Annotated in this window: 16 protein-coding genes and 1 other RNA gene; 14 read left to right on the top strand and 3 right to left on the bottom strand. The window is 31.3% G+C overall.

From position 1 onward, the window contains the following. Positions 1 to 105: 105 nt before the first annotated feature. The 4 genes from BWR22_RS11795 to BWR22_RS11780 all read left to right on the top strand — a co-directional run bounded on the left by BWR22_RS11795 (position 106) and on the right by BWR22_RS11780 (position 4037). The gene (locus tag BWR22_RS11795; protein ID WP_076733864.1) at positions 106 to 807 is read left to right on the top strand and encodes a FadR/GntR family transcriptional regulator; all 702 of its coding nucleotides are present in this window, start codon (positions 106 to 108) and stop codon (positions 805 to 807) included. A 29-nt stretch (positions 808 to 836) separates the two neighbouring features. Continuing rightward, on the top strand, positions 837 to 2138 hold the full coding sequence (locus tag BWR22_RS11790) for an MFS transporter (protein WP_076733863.1): 1302 nt from the start codon (positions 837 to 839) through the stop codon (positions 2136 to 2138). 48 nt (positions 2139 to 2186) lie between these two features. Beyond that, positions 2187 to 2948: an SDR family NAD(P)-dependent oxidoreductase gene (locus BWR22_RS11785; RefSeq protein WP_076733862.1), complete on the top strand. Its 762-nt coding sequence runs from the start codon at positions 2187 to 2189 to the stop codon at positions 2946 to 2948. Positions 2949 to 3029: 81 nt separating this feature from the next. Next, entirely contained in the window at positions 3030 to 4037 is a 1008-nt protein-coding gene (locus BWR22_RS11780; RefSeq protein ID WP_076733861.1) for a sugar kinase, read from the top strand. A gap of 8 nt (positions 4038 to 4045) precedes the next feature. On the opposite strand, the gene BWR22_RS11775 is transcribed toward BWR22_RS11780, so the two are convergent. Continuing rightward, the gene (locus tag BWR22_RS11775) at positions 4046 to 5065 is read right to left on the bottom strand and encodes a LacI family DNA-binding transcriptional regulator (RefSeq protein WP_076733860.1); all 1020 of its coding nucleotides are present in this window, start codon (positions 5063 to 5065) and stop codon (positions 4046 to 4048) included. A gap of 138 nt (positions 5066 to 5203) precedes the next feature. On the opposite strand from BWR22_RS11775, the gene BWR22_RS11770 reads away from it, so the two are divergent. The 7 genes from BWR22_RS11770 to BWR22_RS11740 all read left to right on the top strand — a co-directional run bounded on the left by BWR22_RS11770 (position 5204) and on the right by BWR22_RS11740 (position 13150). Further along, positions 5204 to 6250, top strand: coding sequence for a sugar kinase (locus BWR22_RS11770; protein WP_076733859.1), 1047 nt, complete (start codon positions 5204 to 5206; stop codon positions 6248 to 6250). A gap of 6 nt (positions 6251 to 6256) precedes the next feature. Continuing rightward, positions 6257 to 6706, top strand: coding sequence for a YhcH/YjgK/YiaL family protein (locus tag BWR22_RS11765; protein WP_076733858.1), 450 nt, complete (start codon positions 6257 to 6259; stop codon positions 6704 to 6706). 26 nt (positions 6707 to 6732) lie between these two features. Next, positions 6733 to 7398 (top strand): bifunctional 4-hydroxy-2-oxoglutarate aldolase/2-dehydro-3-deoxy-phosphogluconate aldolase, encoded by a 666-nt coding sequence (locus BWR22_RS11760; RefSeq protein ID WP_076733857.1) that lies wholly within the window; start codon positions 6733 to 6735, stop codon positions 7396 to 7398. 8 nt (positions 7399 to 7406) lie between these two features. Further along, the gene (locus BWR22_RS11755; protein WP_076734426.1) at positions 7407 to 7916 is read left to right on the top strand and encodes a LacI family DNA-binding transcriptional regulator; all 510 of its coding nucleotides are present in this window, start codon (positions 7407 to 7409) and stop codon (positions 7914 to 7916) included. 32 nt (positions 7917 to 7948) lie between these two features. Beyond that, positions 7949 to 8782, top strand: a complete 834-nt coding sequence (locus tag BWR22_RS11750) for a DMT family transporter (protein ID WP_076733856.1) — start codon at positions 7949 to 7951, stop codon at positions 8780 to 8782. A 166-nt stretch (positions 8783 to 8948) separates the two neighbouring features. Further along, complete coding sequence (locus tag BWR22_RS11745) at positions 8949 to 12524, top strand: metallophosphatase (protein WP_076733855.1); 3576 nt, start codon at positions 8949 to 8951, stop codon at positions 12522 to 12524. Between the two features lie 197 nt (positions 12525 to 12721). Further along, positions 12722 to 13150, top strand: coding sequence for an FKBP-type peptidyl-prolyl cis-trans isomerase (locus BWR22_RS11740; RefSeq protein WP_076733854.1), 429 nt, complete (start codon positions 12722 to 12724; stop codon positions 13148 to 13150). Between the two features lie 139 nt (positions 13151 to 13289). Here BWR22_RS11740 and ssrA read toward each other — a convergent pair. Further along, positions 13290 to 13684, bottom strand: a transfer-messenger RNA (tmRNA) gene (ssrA, locus tag BWR22_RS11735). 324 nt (positions 13685 to 14008) lie between these two features. On the opposite strand from ssrA, the gene BWR22_RS11730 reads away from it, so the two are divergent. The 3 genes from BWR22_RS11730 to BWR22_RS11720 all read left to right on the top strand — a co-directional run bounded on the left by BWR22_RS11730 (position 14009) and on the right by BWR22_RS11720 (position 17689). Further along, a complete protein-coding gene (locus BWR22_RS11730; protein WP_076733853.1) occupies positions 14009 to 14221 on the top strand; it encodes a hypervirulence associated TUDOR domain-containing protein in 213 nt (70 codons plus the stop codon). Between the two features lie 62 nt (positions 14222 to 14283). Then, the gene (locus BWR22_RS11725) at positions 14284 to 15492 is read left to right on the top strand and encodes an NAD(P)-dependent oxidoreductase (protein ID WP_076733852.1); all 1209 of its coding nucleotides are present in this window, start codon (positions 14284 to 14286) and stop codon (positions 15490 to 15492) included. Positions 15493 to 15556: 64 nt separating this feature from the next. Continuing rightward, positions 15557 to 17689 carry a carboxypeptidase-like regulatory domain-containing protein gene (locus tag BWR22_RS11720; protein ID WP_076733851.1) on the top strand — a complete coding sequence of 711 codons (2133 nt, stop codon included), beginning with the start codon at positions 15557 to 15559 and terminating at the stop codon, positions 17687 to 17689. 85 nt (positions 17690 to 17774) lie between these two features. On the opposite strand, the gene BWR22_RS11715 is transcribed toward BWR22_RS11720, so the two are convergent. Continuing rightward, entirely contained in the window at positions 17775 to 19664 is a 1890-nt protein-coding gene (locus BWR22_RS11715) for a TlpA family protein disulfide reductase (RefSeq protein WP_083678301.1), read from the bottom strand. Positions 19665 to 19799: the final 135 nt, after the last annotated feature.

The following is a 19799-nucleotide window of genomic DNA, read 5'->3' as shown; positions in this document are numbered from 1 at the left end:
AAATTAGATCAGTAAAGTTTAGTAAAAATAGATGTTAAAGAGCGCTTATTTTAGTAGATATGTCTTAAATTAGCATTTATATATTGGTAAACCAATTTTAAACTTATGAAATTAGAGATACTAACAAATACAGATAATTTTGATGTGCAAAAGCACATAATCGCAAGTATAAGAGATTTAATAAACTTAAAAAATCTTGAACCTGGAGATAAATTACCTTCAGAAAGAATGCTTGCAGAAAAATTTGAAGTATCTAGAGGTAATCTAAGAAATGCAATTCAAAAGTTAGAACTTTACGGGTTGTTAGAGTCTATTCCTCAAAGTGGAACTTTTGTTGCTAATATTGGAATCATTGCCTTAAATGGAATGATTGACGACATACTTCGATTAGAAAAACCAGATTTTAAAGCCTTAGTAGAAACTAGAATCTTATTAGAACTTAAGGCAGTAAGACTAGCAGCTCTTAGAAGAACAGATGAAGACTTAAGAGCAATAAAAAAAGCTTTAGACGCTTATTCAAAAAAAGTATTAAATGGTGAAGATGCGGTGCAAGAAGATTTAATGTTTCACCTAGCCATAGCTAAAGCAAGTGGTAATAGTAGTATAAATACATTTATGTTAATTATTACTCCAGAAATTATTACCAATTTCGAAAAGCACCATGTGTGTGATAAAGGCTTGGCTCAATTAGGAATAAAAGAACATGAAAACATATTTGAAGCTATAAAAATTCAAAACCCAAAATTAGCAAAACAAAAAATGAAAGAGCATTTTAGCGAACTATATAAGTATTGCTATAACGTTTAATATAAACAATAAATTTATATAATAAGTACATGAAATTTAAAGGATTAAGATGGTGGGTTGTAGGTTTAGTAGCTTTAGCTGCAGTAATAAATTATATAGATAGGCAAGCCTTTGGAGCGCTTTGGCCAGATATTGCTAAAGAATTATTCCCAGAGATGGGACCAGACGATACGAAAGCAATTTACGGAACTATTTCTGCGGTATTCATTCTATCATATGCAGCAGGTCAAACCATATTCGGAAAAATTTTCGATTGGGTAGGAACAAGAATTGGTTTTGCATTATCCATCGGAGTTTGGTCCATAGCTACTATGGTTCATGCCTTTGCAAAAGGTATGATAAGTTTTTCAATATTTAGATCAATTTTAGGTATTGCAGAAGCAGGTAATTGGCCTGGAGCCGCAAAAGCAAATGCAGAATGGTTTCCTACTAAAGAACGTGCCTTCGCACAAGGCTTATTTAATTCTGGTGCAGCCGTTGGTGGAATTGTAGCTTATCCTATTATAGGACTTCTTTCTGCTTACCTATCATGGCAAGGTATATTTATCTGTGTTGGATTAATAGGGTTTTTATGGTTATTACCATGGTTTTATATTGTAAAAGCATCACCAAAAAAACATCCTTGGTTAACAGAAGAAGAAAAAACATATATTTTATCAGGTCAAAAAAATCAAGATATAGACGAAGATGGAAATTACGATGAAGGTTACGCTCCAAGTACCGGAGAACTTTTAAAACGTAAGGAAAGTTGGGGAGTTATAATTGCATCTGCAGCTATCGATCCAATTTGGTGGTTGTTTATAGTTTGGATTCCTATATACCTTAACGAAGTTTTTGGGTTAGATGTAAAAGAAATAGCATTTTCAGCTTGGGTACCTTATGTTGGAGCAATGTTAGGAGCTTGGTTTGGAGGTCTTTTAGCACAAAATAGATTAACTGCTGGCTGGACTGTAAATAAAACACGTAAAATGGTAATTACTTTAGGATGTTTAATTATGATTCCTTGTTTCTTTTTATTAAAAGCACCAGGATCTGCAATTAACGCTGTAATTATTATGGCAGTATTATTATTTGGTTTTCAAACAGCAATTGGAAATGTACAAACATTACCAAGTGATATGTTTAGCGGAAAAATAGTAGGAACTTTATCTGGCTTTGCAGGAACTGCTGCTAAATTAGGAGCTTTTGGTCTTACTATATTAGTTCCTATGCTAACTTTAGGAGGAAATTATACTTATGCCTTCTTAATAGGAGGAGCTTTAGCAGCTATAGCATTATTGGCGGTTTGGATTTTATGTCCAAAAATAGAACCTTTAAAACCTAAGGTATAATAAGTAACAAAAAATAAAATAATTTAATTTAAACTTTAATATAATAAAATGAGTAACAAAGGAAAAGTAGCTATTGTCACAGGAGCAACAGGAGGAATAGGATTTGAAGTAGCAAAAAGATTAGGTAAAGATGGATATACTGTAATTTTAAACGGTATTGATGACGAGGCAGGAGCAGAGAGACTTAAAGAATTAACTGCTGAAGGAATTACTGCCGAATATCATGGTTTTGATGTTACTAAAGAAGAAGAAGTAACAAAAAACATTAAAAGCGTAGGTGAAAAATATGGTAGAATAGATGTTCTTGTAAATAATGCAGGAGGATTAGGTGGCCGTTCTCGTTTCGAAGAAATGACAACAGATTTTTATAGAAATGTAATGGCATTAAACCTTGATTCTGTATTTTTTGCATCAAGAGCAGCGATTCCATATCTTAAAAAAGGAGAACACCCATCAATAATTAACTATACTTCTAATGCAGGTTGGACAGCAGGTGGACCAGGAGCAGGTATTTATGGTACATCTAAGGCAGGAGTTCATGCAATAACAAGAGCTTTAGCAAAAGATTTAGCAGAATATGGAATTAGAGCAAATGCTGTATCTCCTGGTACTATAGACACACCATTTCATGCGCAAATTAAAGCAACAAAACCAGAAGTTTTTGCTTCATGGGCTAACAATATCATGTTAGGTAGATTAGGTCAACCAGAAGATGTTGCTGGAGTTGTTTCTTTCTTAGCAAGCAAAGATGCATCTTTCATAACTGCTGAAACTATCCAAATTGGTGGTGGTCAAGCTTTAGGTATCTAAGATAATATTTTATAAAATTATAAATGCCTTTCAGAAATGAAAGGCATTTTTTTGTAAATTAATAAAAAAAATAAACCAACTATGCATCAAACCGTAACATTTGGAGAAGTATTAATGCGCCTTTCGCCATTGGGAAATAAAAAATTTATGCAATCTAATCGATTAGAATTTTATTTTGGAGGAACAGAAGTTAATGTTGCTATATCACTTGCAAATTTTGGAGGAAAAGTTAGGCACGTTTCTTCTATTTCAAACGATTTTATAGGAGATACAGCAAAATCTTATTTAAGAAAATTTGGTGTTAGTACTTCAGATATTGCTCGCTCAAATCGTCCTTTGGGAGTGTATTTTTTAGAAGTTGGTGCCGTAATGCGGCCAAGTTCTATTTCTTATAATAGATCACATTCTGCTTTTTCAGAAATTAATCCAGAAATGGTTAATTGGGAAAAATCACTTAAAAAATGTACATGGTTTCACTGGACAGGTATAACACCAGCACTTTGTGAGGGCGGATATAAAACCTTAAAAGAAGGACTAATTTTGGCTCAAAAAAAAGAAATAGAAGTCTCTGTCGATCCAACTTATAGAAGTGGATTATGGAAGTATGGTGCAAACCCTAAAGAAACACTGTCAGATTTATTACAATATTGCACTATTTTTATTGGAGGTATAAACGAAATGAACGAAATTTTGGGTGCAACATATCAATATTCTAATGAAGATTTTATAGAAGCAAGTAAACAGTTAATTAAAGAGTTTCCTTCAATTAAAAAAACATTCGACAAAATTAGAACACCAATTAATGCTTCTTGGCATAAAATACGTTCTAGAATGTGGAATGGAGTAGAATTTAGAGAAACTAATGATTTAGATATTACACATATTGTAGATAGAATAGGTACGGGAGATGCGTTTGCAGCAGGATTAATACACGGACTTCAAAACTTTAACGATGATAACAAAGCAATGGAATTTGCAGCAGCGGCTAGTGCTTTAAAACACACTTATGAAGGCGATGTTAATTTTTCTACAGTAGATGAAGTTATGAATATTATAAACGGTAATACCTCTGGTAGATTTAATAGATAATTAATAATTTATTTGTCTGAAGATTTTCTAATAATTAATTCAGCCTTTAAAATATTTTTTTCTAAAGTAGGCTTCCAATTTTTATCTTTAATTCTTTTAATAAAAGTCTCAGCAGCAATTTTTCCTATTTGTTTACTATGTTGTTTTACAGTAGTAATAGAAGGTGTTACTAAAGATGTAAATGGCTCGTTTCCAAAACCAACTAAACAAATTTCTTCAGGGACTTTTATGTTTTTTTCATTTAAAACCTGTAAAGCTCCTAATGCAGCATAGTCACTAGCAGCGTAAACCGCATCTGGGCGCTGTTTTAATTTTAATAATTTTTTCATTTGTAATCTACCATCTTCTAATGTTAAATTACTTTCAATTAAAAGTTCATTATCAATAGGTAAATTATGTTTTTTAATAGCATCAATATAGCCTCTAATTCTATTATTAAAAATTCTAGTTCTTCTATATCCTCCAATATGAGCAACTCTTTTGCAACCTTTAGCAATTAAATGCTCTATAATCATATGGCTACTTTGGTAATCATCAATACCTATATAATCAACATTTAAATCATTTTCACCACGATCAAACAAAATTAAAGGAATGCCTTTAGATTTTATTTTTTCATAATAAGATAAATCTACAGTTTCATTTGCCATCGAAGCTATAATACCATCTACTTGAGTAAACAATAAAGTATCTATGCTTCTACATTCCTTTGCAAAAGATTCGTTAGATTGTGTAATAATTATATTATAACCAGCTTTGTTTAAAACTGCTTCCATATGTTCTATAACAGAAGAGAAGAAGTTACTATTTGTTTTAGGTACAATAACACCAACTAGGTTACTTTTTCCTTTACGTAAAGCACTAGCCAAATGATTTGGTTGGTAATTAAGATTTTTTGCTACTTGTCTAACAGCTTTTTTTGTTTTATCACTAATACGAGAATCATCATGAAGTGCTTTAGAAACAGCAGCAGGAGAAATATTTAAAACATTAGCAATGTCTTTTATGGTCGTTCTTTTTTTATTCACTAAAGTTTTTTATATTTGCTTAAACGTTTAAACAAAAGTATTGTTTTAACACATAAAATCAAAATATCACTGTTTTGATTTTATTTTTTAAAATCTGCTTAAACGTTTAACCAACAAATAACTAATTAAATTTATAAAATGAAAAAAGTAGTAACTTTTGGAGAAATCATGTTAAGATTAGCTCCTCAACAATTTTTAAGATTTTCTCAAGCATCGAGTTTTGATGTTGTATATGGAGGAGGAGAATCGAACGTAGCAGTTTCATTAGCAAACTACGGTGTACCTGTAGATTTTGTAACGCGTTTACCTAAAAACGATATTGGTGAATGTGCAATGATGGAGATGCGTAAAAGAGGAGTAGGTGTCGATAAAATTATATATGGTGGTGACCGTTTAGGTATCTACTTTTTAGAAACTGGAGCGGTTAGTAGAGGTTCTAAAGTAGTTTATGATAGAGCACACTCTGCAATTTCTGAAATCGAACCAGGTATGGTAGATTGGAAAGCAGTATTTAAAGATGTTGCTTGGTTTCACTGGACTGGTATTACACCAGCAATCTCTCAAGGTGCAGCAGACGCTTGTTTAGAAGCAGTAAAAGTGGCTAGTGAAATGGGAGTTACTATTTCAACAGATTTAAATTATAGAGCAAAACTTTGGACATATTGTGATGATGCGCATAGAGAAAAAATAATGACAGAGTTAACATCTTACTGTGATATTGTCTTAGGGAATGAAGAAGATGCAGAAAAGCACTTTGGTATTCATCCAGAAGGTTTAGATGTACATAAAGATGGGCACGATGTAAAAGCGGAAGCATTTTTATCAGTTTGTAAGCAAATGATGGAAAAATTTCCAAGAGCTAAAAAAGTAATAACTACTTTAAGAGGTTCTATTTCTGCTTCACATAATACTTGGGCTGGTGTTTTATATGATGGAAAAAAAATGTACGAAACTCGCCAATATCAAATTACAGATATTGTAGATAGAGTTGGTGGAGGAGATTCTTTTATGGGAGGATTAATTTATGGTTTATTAAAATATCCAGAAGACGATCAAAACGCATTAGACTTTGCAGTTGCAGCTTCTTGTTTAAAACACACAATTAAAGGAGATGCTAACTTAGTAACTGTATCTGAAGTCGAAAAATTAATGGGTGGTGATGCGTCTGGACGTGTAGCAAGATAATTTGTTATGATAATAGATACGCTTAAAAACGCAAGTACATACAGTAGTTTGCATCCTCTATTTGCTAAGGCATTTAACTATATAAGCCAAAAAGATATTTTAAATATTGAAGATGGTAAATATGACATTGCCGAAGGATTAAAACTTATTGTAGCTACAGGTGAAGCAAAATCGAAAGACGAAAGTTTGAAAAAATTTGAATGTCATGATGAGTATATCGATATTCAAATTTGTGCTAAAGGATTAGAAACTATAGCTTGGAAACCAAGAGAGAAATGTTCTATAAAAAATGGAGATTACGATCCGGCAAGAGATAGACGTTTTTTTAAAGACGAACCAGACACGTTTTTTCAACTTACAGACAATCAATTTGCTATTTTTTATCCAGAAGATGTTCATGCACCTATGATTGGAAATGATGTAGTAAAAAAATTAGTGTTTAAAGTAAAAATTTAATCACTTAAAAAACTAAAAATAAAATTATGGCAAACTATACAAGAATAGAAGTTGCAAATGTTATGAAACAAACAGGAATGGTTCCTTTGTTTTATAACTCAGATATAGAAATAAGTAAAAAAGTAATAAAAGCTACTTACGATGGAGGAGCACGTTTACTAGAATTTACAGCAAGAGGAGATTTTGCTCACGAAGTTTTTGGAGAACTTAACAAATGGGTTCTTAAAGAATTACCAGGAATGATTATGGGTGTTGGTTCTGTTACAGATGCCGCATCTGCTTCACGTTTTATGGCTCTTGGTGCTAACTTTATTGTAACACCAGTATTAAGAGAAGATATTGCAATTGTTTGTAATAGACGTAAAGTAGCTTGGTCTCCAGGTTGTGGGTCTTTAACAGAAATTTGTAGAGCAGAGGAATTGGGTTGCGAAGTGGTAAAACTTTTTCCAGGTGGTATTTACGGGCCAGATTTTGTTAAAGCAATAAAAGGTCCTCAACCTTGGACTAGCATTATGCCAACAGGAGGAGTTTCTCCTACTAGAGAAAACCTTGAAGGTTGGTTTAAAGCTGGAGTAACCTGCGTTGGTATGGGATCAAAACTAATTGCAAAAGACGCAAACGGTAATTATGATTTAGCTAAAATTGAAGCAGATACAAAAAATGCTTTAGCAATTATTAAAGAACTTAGATAATGAATACAATGAGCTCCATTATAACTTTAAAAGAAATATCTCGTTTATCTGGCTATTCAATTTCCACAGTGTCAAAAGCTTTAAATGGTAAGCTTGATATTAGTTTAAAAACAAGAGCTCTAATAAAAAATATAGCCGACGAGCATAATTATATACCAAATAATTATGCCGTTGGTTTAAGAAAAAAGCGCACAGGCGCATTAGCGGTAATAATTCCGCAGGCAAATACAAATTTCTATAGTTGGTTTTTATATACTGTAGAGAAACTAGCTTATAACAATGGTTTTAAAATTGTTTTATTTCAGTCTTTCGAATCACCAATAAAAGAACAAGAATGTATTAAAAATAATAACGATGGTAGTGTAGATGGTGTTATTTTGTTAACTAAGAATAAAGTTAAAATAGAAAATTATAATCACCCAATTGAGTGTATACAAATAACCGAAAGTCTCACTCAAGAACAGTTACAAAATTACTGCCTAACAGGTTTTAATGCACTTTTAAAAAATATTGCCTAATTTCCTTTTCTTTAAAAACTAACACCACTTAAATGCTTAAAAAAGCAATCCAGTATATGGTTATAAGTGCATTAGCATTTACTTTCTTAAATGTTTTTGTAAAATCATTACACAATTTTAGCGTCTATCAAATTGTATTTTTTAGATCCTTAGGCTCATTATTTTTTACAATACCATTTTTATTAAAAAATAAAATCTCTCTTAAAGGAAATAAAAAAGCATTGCTGGTAGCTCGAAGTGTTTTTGGTCTTATTTCTATGACCTTGTTCTTTTTGTCATTAAAATATATTGCTATGGGAGCAGCAGTTTCTTTAAGATATATAGCTCCTGTTTTTGCAGCTTTTTTTGCTGTATATTTTTTAAAAGAACGTGTAAAACCTATTCAATGGTTATTTTTTATTTTAGCTTTTTCTGGAGTATTGGTGTTAAAAGGTTTTGATAATAAATTACAAATTGAAGGTGTGGTTTTTGCATTAATATCTGCAATCTTTGCCGGATTAGTTTACATAACTATTAGAAAAATAGGGAGCAAGGATCATCCTGTGGTAGTTGTAAATTATTTTATGATTATTTCAGCGGTTATAGGTGGTATTCTTTCTATTAATAATTGGCAAACACCACAACTAAACGAATGGCTTATATTTTTAAGCCTTGGTGTGTTTGGTTATTTTGGACAGGTATATATGACAAAAGCACTACAGTTGGGGGAAACAAGTAAATTAGCTCCTTTAAAATATTTAGAAGTTGTTTTTTCAATGCTAATAGGATTAATTTGGTTTAGTGAAAACTATACTTTATTCAGTTTACTAGGAATAGGATTAATAATTTCAGGTTTATTACTTAATCTATTTGTTAAGGGTAAATAGAAAACTTAAAGTATCAAGTTTCTTTTTTATTTTCATAATTTAAACTTTAAGGTTATAACTATTTCGTAATACTTTTTTTAAGAATTAGGAGATGCTTCAATAATAGTTTTATAAAAGCACAGTTTCTAAATTTTAATTTAAGAATTTTGCGTAAATTAACCTTTATATGAAAAGCACTTTAAACTCAAAACAAATAAAAACTTTTATTTATTCACTTTCTATACTTCTATTTTTTGGGCAATTAGAGGCTCAAGAAATTTCTAAAAGTATTTATATGACATCTAATTTAGGGTCAGATAAAAATACAAATGCACAAAAAATTCTAGAAGCAATAGTTAATGCTTCTCAAAAAGATAATAATGCAGCATTTATAGCTTTAGGAAATAGCACAAGAAAAAATGGTTTTCCAAAAAATGAAACTCTACGTAAAGCCGAAGAAGATTTTCTTAAAACAGAAGTACTAAAACCACTTTCAAATTTTAATGGTCAGGTTATATTTATTCCAGGTAAAAACGAATGGAATAAAGGCGGGCATAAAAATATAGACGATTTAGAGTCTTATTTACAAGATAATAGTGAAGCAAAATTTTGGCCAAACGATGGATGCCCAATAGAACGCGAAACCTTAAGTGACGAGGTAGAGTTGGTAATGGTAGATACACAATGGTATCTTGAAGATTGGGATAAATATCCTTACATAAATAATAAATGTGAAATAAAAACTAGAGAACAGTTTTTTCTAGAATTTAAAGACGAACTTAAAGACGAGCAGAATAAAACTATTGTGGTGGCATTACATCATCCTGTATTAACTGCAACACGACAAGGTTTAATAAATAGAATGGGTGGTTTATCTAAACAAGCCTATTACCATAACGATATGCAATATCTTGTAGGGACATTAGAAACTTTAGCTAGTCAATTTAACGATGTAATTTTTGTATCTGGTGCAGATAAGAATTTACAGTTTTTAATGGATGACGACATACCACAGATAATTAGTGGTGCTGCCGGAAAAACGACCAAGACAAATGCAGAGGTCGACAAAGGTTATTTTGGTACTAACCAACCAGGTTTTGCAAAACTTAATGTGTTTAAAGATGGTAGCTCGGAAGTAGAAATATATACATTAGAAGGTGAGCAAACTAAAAAAGTGTATTCAAAACAAATTAAATTAAAAAAGGGAACTTTAGAAGATTTTAGCTATCATAAAAATAGCGATTTTGGCAGCACTCAAAAAGCTTCAATTTATACAAAAGAAGAAGTAAATAAATCTGGGTTTTATAAATGGTTTTTTGGAGAGCACTATAGAGATATTTATGGTCGTGAAATAGAAGCGCCAGTACTTTTTGTAGACAGCTTACCACATAACGTAAAAGCCATTACAGAAGGAGGAGGAAACCAATCTAGAAGTTTAAGACTTATAGATGATAATGAAAACGAATATACCGTAAGAGAACTTAGAAAAAGTGGTGTAAGATTCATTCAATCTAAAATTAAAAACCATTATGTTTTAGATTATATGGAAGATACAGTTGCAGAGGAGATAGTACAAGATTATTATACAACAGCACAACCATATGCGCAATTTGCAATTAACGAGCTTTTAGATGCTATAGATATTGCACACGCAAATCCAAAAATTGTCTATTTACCAAAACAAGAACGATTAGGTAGGTTTAACGAGAACTATGGAGATAAATTATATATGTTCGAAGAACATGTTGGAGACGAAAACAAAGAATTTAAGACTTTTGGAAATGCAGACGATATTATTAGTACAAAAGATATGCTACTTGAACTGCAAAACGATAAAGATGCTAAAATTGACGAAGACAGTTATTTAAGAGCTCGATTGTTCGATATGCTTATTGGGGATTGGGATAGACATGAAGATCAATGGCGTTGGGCTTTACACGAGCAAAATAATGGCGAGTTATTATACAAGCCAATCCCTAGAGATAGAGATCAAGCATTTTCTAAATACGATGGTGTTTTTCCATTTATTTTAAAAGCAGTGTCACCATTAGCCAGAAACATGCAAACCTATGCTCCAGAAGTTCAAAATGTAAAAACATTTAATAATGCTGTATATTATTTAGATAAAAATTTTATTAATACTTCAAGCTGGCAGGATTGGGAAAAGCAAGCAAAAAATATTCAAAATAATCTTACAGATGAGGTTATTGATAATGCTTTTGCTAATCTTTTAAAAGACACTAAAGATGAAAGTATAGACAATATAAAATCCATTTTAAAGCAAAGACGCGAAAACATGGTGTCTATTGCTAAAGATTATTACAACTATTTTAAAGAACACGAAATTATTGTAGCAACCAATAAGGATAATACTATAAACGTTTTAAGGCTGCCAAATGGAGAGACCAAAGTAACAGTTTTACAAAAAAATAAAACCATTTTTGAAAACACTTATACAAAAGAAGAAACAAAAGAAATATGGTTATATGCTTTAGATGGGAATGATAATATTACAGTTTCTGGAGAAGGAAATAATTACATAAAATTAAAAGTGTTTGGAGGAGAAGAAAATGATATTTATAATATAGAAAATAAAAGAGCAGTTAAGGTTTACGATTATAAATCAAAGAAAAACACCTTTAATACACCTGTAAGTAAAAAACTTTCAGACTCTTATAATATTAATAATTACAATCCTCAAAAACGTAAATACTCTAATAATGTTTTATTACCTACAATTGGTTTCGATCCAGATGCAGGATTTAATGCGGGCTTAACAAATACATATACAACTTATTCGCTATTACGAAATCCATTTACCACACAACACACATTTAATGCATCTTATTACTCTGCAACTCAAGGATTCGAGTTTTCTTATAATGGAGAATTTGCCCATATATTTCATAACTGGAATTTAGGATTAGATGCTAGAGTAACAAGCGAAAATTTTGCAACAAATTTCTTTGGGATAGGTAATGAAACACAGTACAATGAAGATGCTGTAGACATGGATTTTAACCGTACAAAAATTAAACAATGGCATTTTCAACCGTCTTTAATTTATAAAACTAGTGGTAATGTAAGTGCACATTTAGCCGCACGAATAGAATCTCACGAGGTTGCAAATATAAATAATGGTTTTGCGCAAACATATTTTAATGCTAATGACGATGTTTTCGAAAATCAAATTTATGCAGGAGCAGAAGTAGGAGTAGAATTTAATAATAAAAAGGGATTATTAAGTTTACCTAAAAGAGGAATTGCTTTAGGTATTTTAGCAGGATATAAGCAAACATTAGATTCAGAATTCGATAACAAGTTTACATATGTTAAACCTACAGTATCTTTTATTTATCCTCTTCACGAAAGTGGTCTAGCAACTTTAGCAACAAAAGCTCAGGCAAACTTTATTTTTGGCGATAATTATGAATTTTATCATGCTGCTACATTGGGAGGTAACACAAGTTTAAGAGGATATAGAAACGAACGCTTTTTAGGTAAAACATCATTTTTTCAAACAACAGACCTTAGACTTTGTCTTATAGAGCAAGAAACTGGATTTATTCCACTTAGAATAGGTGTTACAGGAGGATACGATTTAGGACGTGTTTGGATTGAAAATGAAAATTCTAACAAATGGCATAGTAGTTATGGAGGCTCTATTTTTATAAACGGTTTTCAAGCATTTACAGCAAATATTGGGTACTATACAAGTACAGAAGATAGCCGTATTATATTTACTGCTGGATTCCGTTTCTAAATAGAAAAGAAAAATTTTAATTAAACTTTAAAGTACAACTAAATAATATTTAGTTGTACTTTTTTGTTTTTTTACCTTTTTCAATCAAAATAAGAATTTGAAGTTAAGTTTTTCTTAAATATTGGCGAAACATGTCATTTCATTCTTTATTGGCCATAACAATCAATAGCTTTGTTGTTTAACTATAATAAAAAATTATGAGTCAAGTAAAAGCAAATGATACCGTAAAAGTACATTACACAGGAAAGCTTAAAGATGGTCAAGTGTTTGATAGTTCAGAAGGACGCGAACCATTAGAGTTTACTCTAGGAAAAGGTATGTTAATTCCTGGGTTTGAAAATGCGGTAATTGAGATGAAAGTGAATGACAAGAAAACAGTTAATATTCCTGTTAATGAAGCTTATGGAGAAGTAAATCCAGACTTATTTCACAACGTGGAAAAAGCAATGTTACCAGCAGAAGTAAAACCAGAAGTTGGTTTAGGATTAGTATCAAAAGATCCTCAAGGTAACGAGCACCAGTTTAGAATTGCAGAGGTTAATGAAGACCATATTATTGTAGATGGAAATCATCCTTTAGCAGGAAAAGAATTAGTATTCGATTTAGAATTAGTAGAGATTAAATAATTTGTAGTATTGCATAAAAAAAACGTTGTAAGCAATATGTTTACAGCGTTTTTTTGTACACTAAATATTTTAAATTGATAATTTCTCATTACTTTCCAAAAAATAAAAACGCCCTAAAATCAATGCTTTAGGGCGTTTAATGTGGAGCCGGAGAGAATCGAACTCTCGTCCAAACAAGTAACAAAGTAGCTTTCTACACGTTTATTCTTTTCTTGTTTTTTCGATTAAAAGCTGGTTAAAGACAACCTACTTTTAACTTATCTTTTTAATCTCGAAATGGCATCAAAGCGCTACCAAATCTATATTGACTTTTACGATATCTCTAATGGAACGCCGCCAATCAAGGCTTTCCGGAGACATAAAGCTTGCTCACCTTGTGAGCCGAGGCTTAATCCTACTATAATTCAGATTAGGCAGCTAAAGCGTAGTTATTCTCGCCGTTTAAAAAGTTGATCTAGCCTTTAACGTGTTTCAAAATCATTACACGACGTGCTTACTAGTTTATTAATCTCGCTGTCAAAACCAGGCGGCCCCAATTAAAAGAAACAATTAAAAAATCTAAACTCATATTAGAATTTTTTAAACATTTCATTTTTTAAAAATAGTTTTAATGGCGTTACCCATTTTTGCTTTTAATGGCAAAAACGTGTCAGGCTCTCAGCAGTCGCTTTTTTTGAGAAAAACAAAAAAGAGCTTCAACAATGCCTCCATCCTTAACGCACAAACCAAGAAATAGGACTGTAAATTTCAAGGGTAGCAAAACTACTAAAAATATTAACTCAAAAGCCATACCAATTAACTTTTATCATTTCATTATGAAAATGTGTCATTGTAAATGTATAACTTTAAAATAAAAAAATGATAAAAACAGGAACAAGCGTAAAATGGAGTTGGGGAAACGGAACCGCTAAAGGCACCGTAGAAAAAACATATACTACATCTGTAACAAAAACAATAAAAAAAACAGAGGTTACCAGAAATGGAGAGTCTGGTAACAAAGCTTTGTATATTAAACAAGACGATGGAAATTATGTTTTAAAACTAGAAAGCGAAGTTTCTAGAGCAGATTAAATTTATTTGCGAAAGCCTTTTAATAAAAGTAATTTAGCGAAAATAATAATTACACATTATCAATGAAATTCGCCATAATAAAAGAACGTAAAAACCCGCCAGACCGTCGTGTAGTTTTTTCACCTCAAGATTTAAAAACATTAAAAAACAATTTTCCAGAGGCAGAAATTGTTGTCGAATCTTCAGATATTAGAGTCTTTAATGATTCAGAATATCAAAAACTAGGTTTTCAAGTTTCAGAAGATGTAACGGATGCAGATGTTATGTTTGGTGTAAAAGAAGTGCCTTTAGACGCTTTAATACCTAACAAAAAATACTTTTTCTTTAGTCATACAATTAAAAAACAACCGTACAATAGAAAACTTCTAAAAGCAATTTTAGAAAAAAATATAGAAATGTACGATCATGAAACTATAGTAAAACAAAACGGTGCTAGGTTAATTGGTTTTGGTCGTTATGCGGGCTTAGTTGGTGCGTATAATGGATTTAGAGCTTTAGGCTTGCGAGATAATTTATTTAACTTACCAAAAGTAGAGACGCTTAGGGATTTAGACGCTGTAAAGGCAGAGCTAGATAAAATAACAGTACCCAATATTAAAATATTACTTACAGGTACAGGAAAAGTAGCGTATGGTGCAAAAGAAATTTTAGACCATTTAAAAATAAAACAAGTTAGTGATGCCTTGTACTTAACTAGTGAGTTTACAGAACCTGTTTATGTTATGGCAGACGTAATGGAATATGCTAAACGTAAAGACGGTAAAGTAGGAGATAAATTAGCATTTTATAAAGATGCATCAGATTACGAAAGTAACTTTATGCCTTATGCTAAACACACAGATTTCTTTATAGCAGGACATTTTTATGGCGATGGTGCACCATATTTGTTTACAAGAGAAGATGCTAAACACCCAGAATTTAAAATTAATTTAATAGCCGATATTTCTTGCGATATAGACGGTCCTGTAGCAAGTACAATTAGGCCATCTACAATTGCAGATCCTTTTTATGGTTATGATGCCAAAACAGAAAAAGAAGTTGCTTTCGATGCAGAAGGTGCCATTACAATGATGGCTGTAGACAATTTACCTTGCGAGTTGCCAAAAGATGCAAGTGAAGGTTTTGGAGGCATGTTTTTAAAGCATGTAATTCCATCTTTCTTTAATAATGATGAAAAAGGTATTTTAAAACGTGCTAAAATGACAACAAGTGATGGTAAATTAACACCAAGATTTGCTTATTTACAAGATTACGTAAACGGTAAAGAATAATAAAACGTCCGGTTAGGAGTTTTAACAAGCAACTTGTTATATTTATAAATACAAAATAAAGACTATGAAATTTATAAAATATGTATTCACTTTAGCTATTTTAATTATGTTTTCCTCTTGCGAGAACGATAATAATATTCCTTTAAACGAAAGTTCGGAAGCTGGTGATACTAATCCTTTTCTTCAAAATTTTGGAAGCGCAATTCAAGCACGCTTTTTAGGTACTGTTGTAAACGAAGAAAATAACCCAATTGCTGGCGTAACTATTAATATAGGTTCTCAGTTTGCAGTAACAGATGCAAATGGAGCATTTTCTATACCACAAGCAACTGTATATCAAAAATTTGCTAATATTAAAGCAACTAAGTCAGGATTTATAGATGGTTCGCGTTCTATAGTGCCATCTACAGGAGTTAACCAAGTTAAAATAATGTTGTTAAGTTTAGACAGTGTGGCTACAATTACTGCAGGTCAAGCTTTTACTTTAGGCTTAACAGATGGAACAGAAGTTGAACTCCCAGAAAGTTTTATAAACCAATTTGGTGGTCCTTATCAAGGTAATATAGATGTTATTATTAAGCATTTAAGTGTAGATGATGCAAATATGAAATACCAAATGCCAGGAACGCTTTTAGCCGAAAATGCAGAAGGTGCTTTAAGAGTTTTGGAAACTGTAGGAATGATTGCTGTAGAGCTAAGAGGAGAAGCAGGAGAGGAGTTAAATATTGCTCCTGGACAAACAGCAAAAATTAAAATTCCTGTAGGAAGTAGTGTTACAAATCCACCTGTTACAATACCATTATGGTCTTTTGATGAGGACAATGGTTATTGGAAAGAAGAAGGGTTTGGTGAGTTAGATGGAGATAAATTTGTGGCAGAAGTATCACATTTTTCATTTTGGAATTGGGATTTTCAATATCCTGCAGTTAATGTTTGTATAACTTTGGAAGATGCAAACGGAAACGTGTTACCAAATACAGAATTAGATATATACTCTTCAGCATTAAACGCAACAGGAACGTATGGTTTAACAAATGCAAATGGTGAAGAATGTGGATTAGTACCACAAGACGAAGAGATAACATTAATAGTGCCTAATTATGGTTGTCAAGGAGTTAATTTTACTACTACTATTGGTCCATTTGCTGCAGATGAAAATATAACCATTACAGTCTCGAATAGTACGGCATTAACCACTAATTTTTCTGCTACATTTAATAATTGTAGTGGAGAGCCAATTACAGATGGTTACCTTAATTTATTTTATAATAATATAAATCATTTTATTCCTGTTACAAATGGTATAATTTCTCAGGTAATAACATATTGTTCTTCGGATACAGCTTTTACAGCACAAGTTTTTGACTTTACCAATAATCAATCTTCAAATATAATTAGTGGTAATTTTTCATCACCAAATACAGATTTAGGAACTGAAATGTCATGTGTAGAATTAATAGATACAGATAGCGATGGTATTACAGATATATTAGAAGATTTAAACGAAAATGGTAATTTAGAAGATGATGATACAGATCAAGATGGTACTCCAAATTACCAAGATGTAGATGATGATGGAGATGGTATTAATACAATAGACGAAGATGCTAATAATGATGGTAACCCAATGAATGATGATACCGATTTAGATCAAACACCAGATTATTTAGATGATATAGATAATAGCTCTAATATGTTTGATGCCGAAATTTATGAAATAGGTTGTGTCATGGGTAGTTATACTTACGATTTCTCATTGTATTACGAGAGTGGAGATTTTCCAAACTTTAATTATGCATATTATGAAACTTTGCAAGATGCGCAAGTAGAAGTTAATGCTTTATCCATGCCCTATACATCAACACTTTCTGGTGTACCACAAACCTATTACGTAAGAGTTGAGAGTGGTTTTACAGGACAAAACACAATAGGTGTTATTACAGCTTTGGGCTATCCAGATAGTGATGGTGATGGTTTGCTAGATTGTGAAGAAACATCTGGAATAGATTATCCAGAAACAACTTGCAACCCTAATGGAAATATAACAAATCCTAATTTAGCAGATAGCGATGGAGATGGATTAACAGATTGTGAAGAGGTTTCTGGAGTGGATGATGCTTCCACACTTTGTGTACCAGAAGGTATAACAGATCCTAATCTTTTAGATACCGATGGAGACGGTAATAACGATTGCTAAATAACATATAAAATTTTACTTTTTAATATTATAAAAAAAGGCTTCCAATTTGGAAGCCTTTTTATTTGCGAAATTCTATTTAAAATTAAGATTTTAAAAGCTCAATCATTAAATCCATTTCTTGTTTTAGCTTATCGTTACTACCGCTAAAGCCAACAGATTTGAAGTTTATTTTTCCACTTGGCCCAATAATTACTTTTGTTGGAATTCCTGTTATACCATATTTGTTAGCCACTTCATACTTGTTACTGTCTTTTATTTTTTCATCTATTAATACATGAAAATCGTAGTTATTGTCTTTAATAAATTTGGCAACATCTTTTTCACGATTAGCACCGTTTTCAAAAGTATCTACAAATAATAATACAACGTTTTCATCTTCCTTATACTTTTCAACTACTTCTTGCATTCCAGGAAAAGATGCTTTACAAGGTCCACACCATGTTGCCCAGAAATCTAAAATTACAGTTTTTCCTTTTAATTCATTTAGAGCTATATTTTTGCCTTCTAAATTTTTTAAAACAAATTGTGGTGCCTCTTCATCAAGCATAGACTTTTTTAATTCGGCTAATTCTTTTTTGCGATTTTTTTCTTTTAGATCTGCAATTATTAAATTAAAATCTTGAATACTTTTATTAGGGTTTACTTTTGTGTAAGCTGTTTTATAGTACTCGGTTATTTTTTTTGTGCTATTTCCTGAGTTTAAAAAACTATTTGCTTTTTTAGCAGCTAATTCATATTGCTCATCTGCCATCAAAAATTGAATGTAACGTTCGTTTAGTTCTGCTTCTTTTCCTTCTCCAATAGCTTGAGATTGATACTTAATGGCTTCTTTTATATTCCCTAATTTAAATTGTATTAAAGCATAAGTATCTGCATACATATTATACGTGCTATTTAAACTGTTTTCATATTGTTTTTTAGATAAATATTGAGGCTTATTGGATAAATCGGTTTTGGTAACAGTTATTAAATCTAAAGAAGCTTTAGATAGTTTAGAAGCCATTTCTAAATTCTCACCACTTTCTGCAGCTGGCCAAGCAACACTGTTATATAAGCCAGCTTTTTCTTGTTTTCCTTCAATTTTATCTGCATAAACTTTAAAATTAGCTTCGTCGCCAGCCTTAAATTTTTCAGCAGCTAAACCAGTAGCGGCATAGGTTAAAGAGGGATTCATGCCAAAACTGGTTTCAATTTCACTAAAAATTTTCTCTTTTTCAGCTAGTGTTTTAGCATCGTAAAAGTTGTTCATTAGCGATTGTTGCTTAGCTTTACCTTTAGGAAATTTAGTCATAGCAATTTGAGAGACAGAATCCATTGCTGCTCTGTTTCTAAGGTTTGCATAGATGGTAGATATATTAGAGTAATCTTCTTCGGTTAAATTATTTTTAGAAGTTATGTCGCTAATGTAAGATTCTGCTAATCTCTTTGCTTTATCTTTATTTTCTATTTGTGCTAATTGTATATGTATTAATCTCCAGTTTTCTTTAATTTCTGGATTAGTATTTATTGCTTTTTCTAATGCTTTTAAGCTGTTTTCTTCAGATCCTTTTAAACCGAAGTCGCTACCATTACCTAGTTTGTAATATTCTATTGCAGCATTTGCTCCTTTGGCAATTTCTTCATTTTTATTATAAACAGGAAATAAATAACCTTCTTTATTATTGTTGTCAAATTTATCATCTATTTTAAAATGAAATGATATTGCACTTACTGAATCTGGAACAGTAATAACGGCTTTGTTGTCATTAAAATTTAAATCGTAAGCATATGGTTTAGATTGCACTAAATTATAAAAGATGCTTTCGTCTATTTTTTTATCTCCATTGTAAGTAATAGTAAATGGTTCATTTTGAATAATTTTATTTGTAGACATTTCAAATTCTCCCATTGTGAGTGTGCTTTCTTTTTCTTCATTATTACATGAAAAAAAGAGGAATACTAATAGTAAAAAATAGGCTGGTAAGTTTTTCATATTGTTTAAAATTAAAAATTTAGATTCCTAAATTTAATGAAAACAAGCGGATAAATATGTTATATCGTATCCTATAATTTTAATTCTCAATATTCTAGCTGTTAAATATTAAATGTCCAAGAGTTAAAAACAATA

The organism is Lacinutrix venerupis (assembly GCF_001971745.1).
GTDB classification, from domain to species: Bacteria; Bacteroidota; Bacteroidia; order Flavobacteriales; family Flavobacteriaceae; genus Lacinutrix; species Lacinutrix venerupis.
Note: the sequence above shows the minus strand (reverse complement) of the source record. Positions and strands in the feature narration are given on the sequence as shown.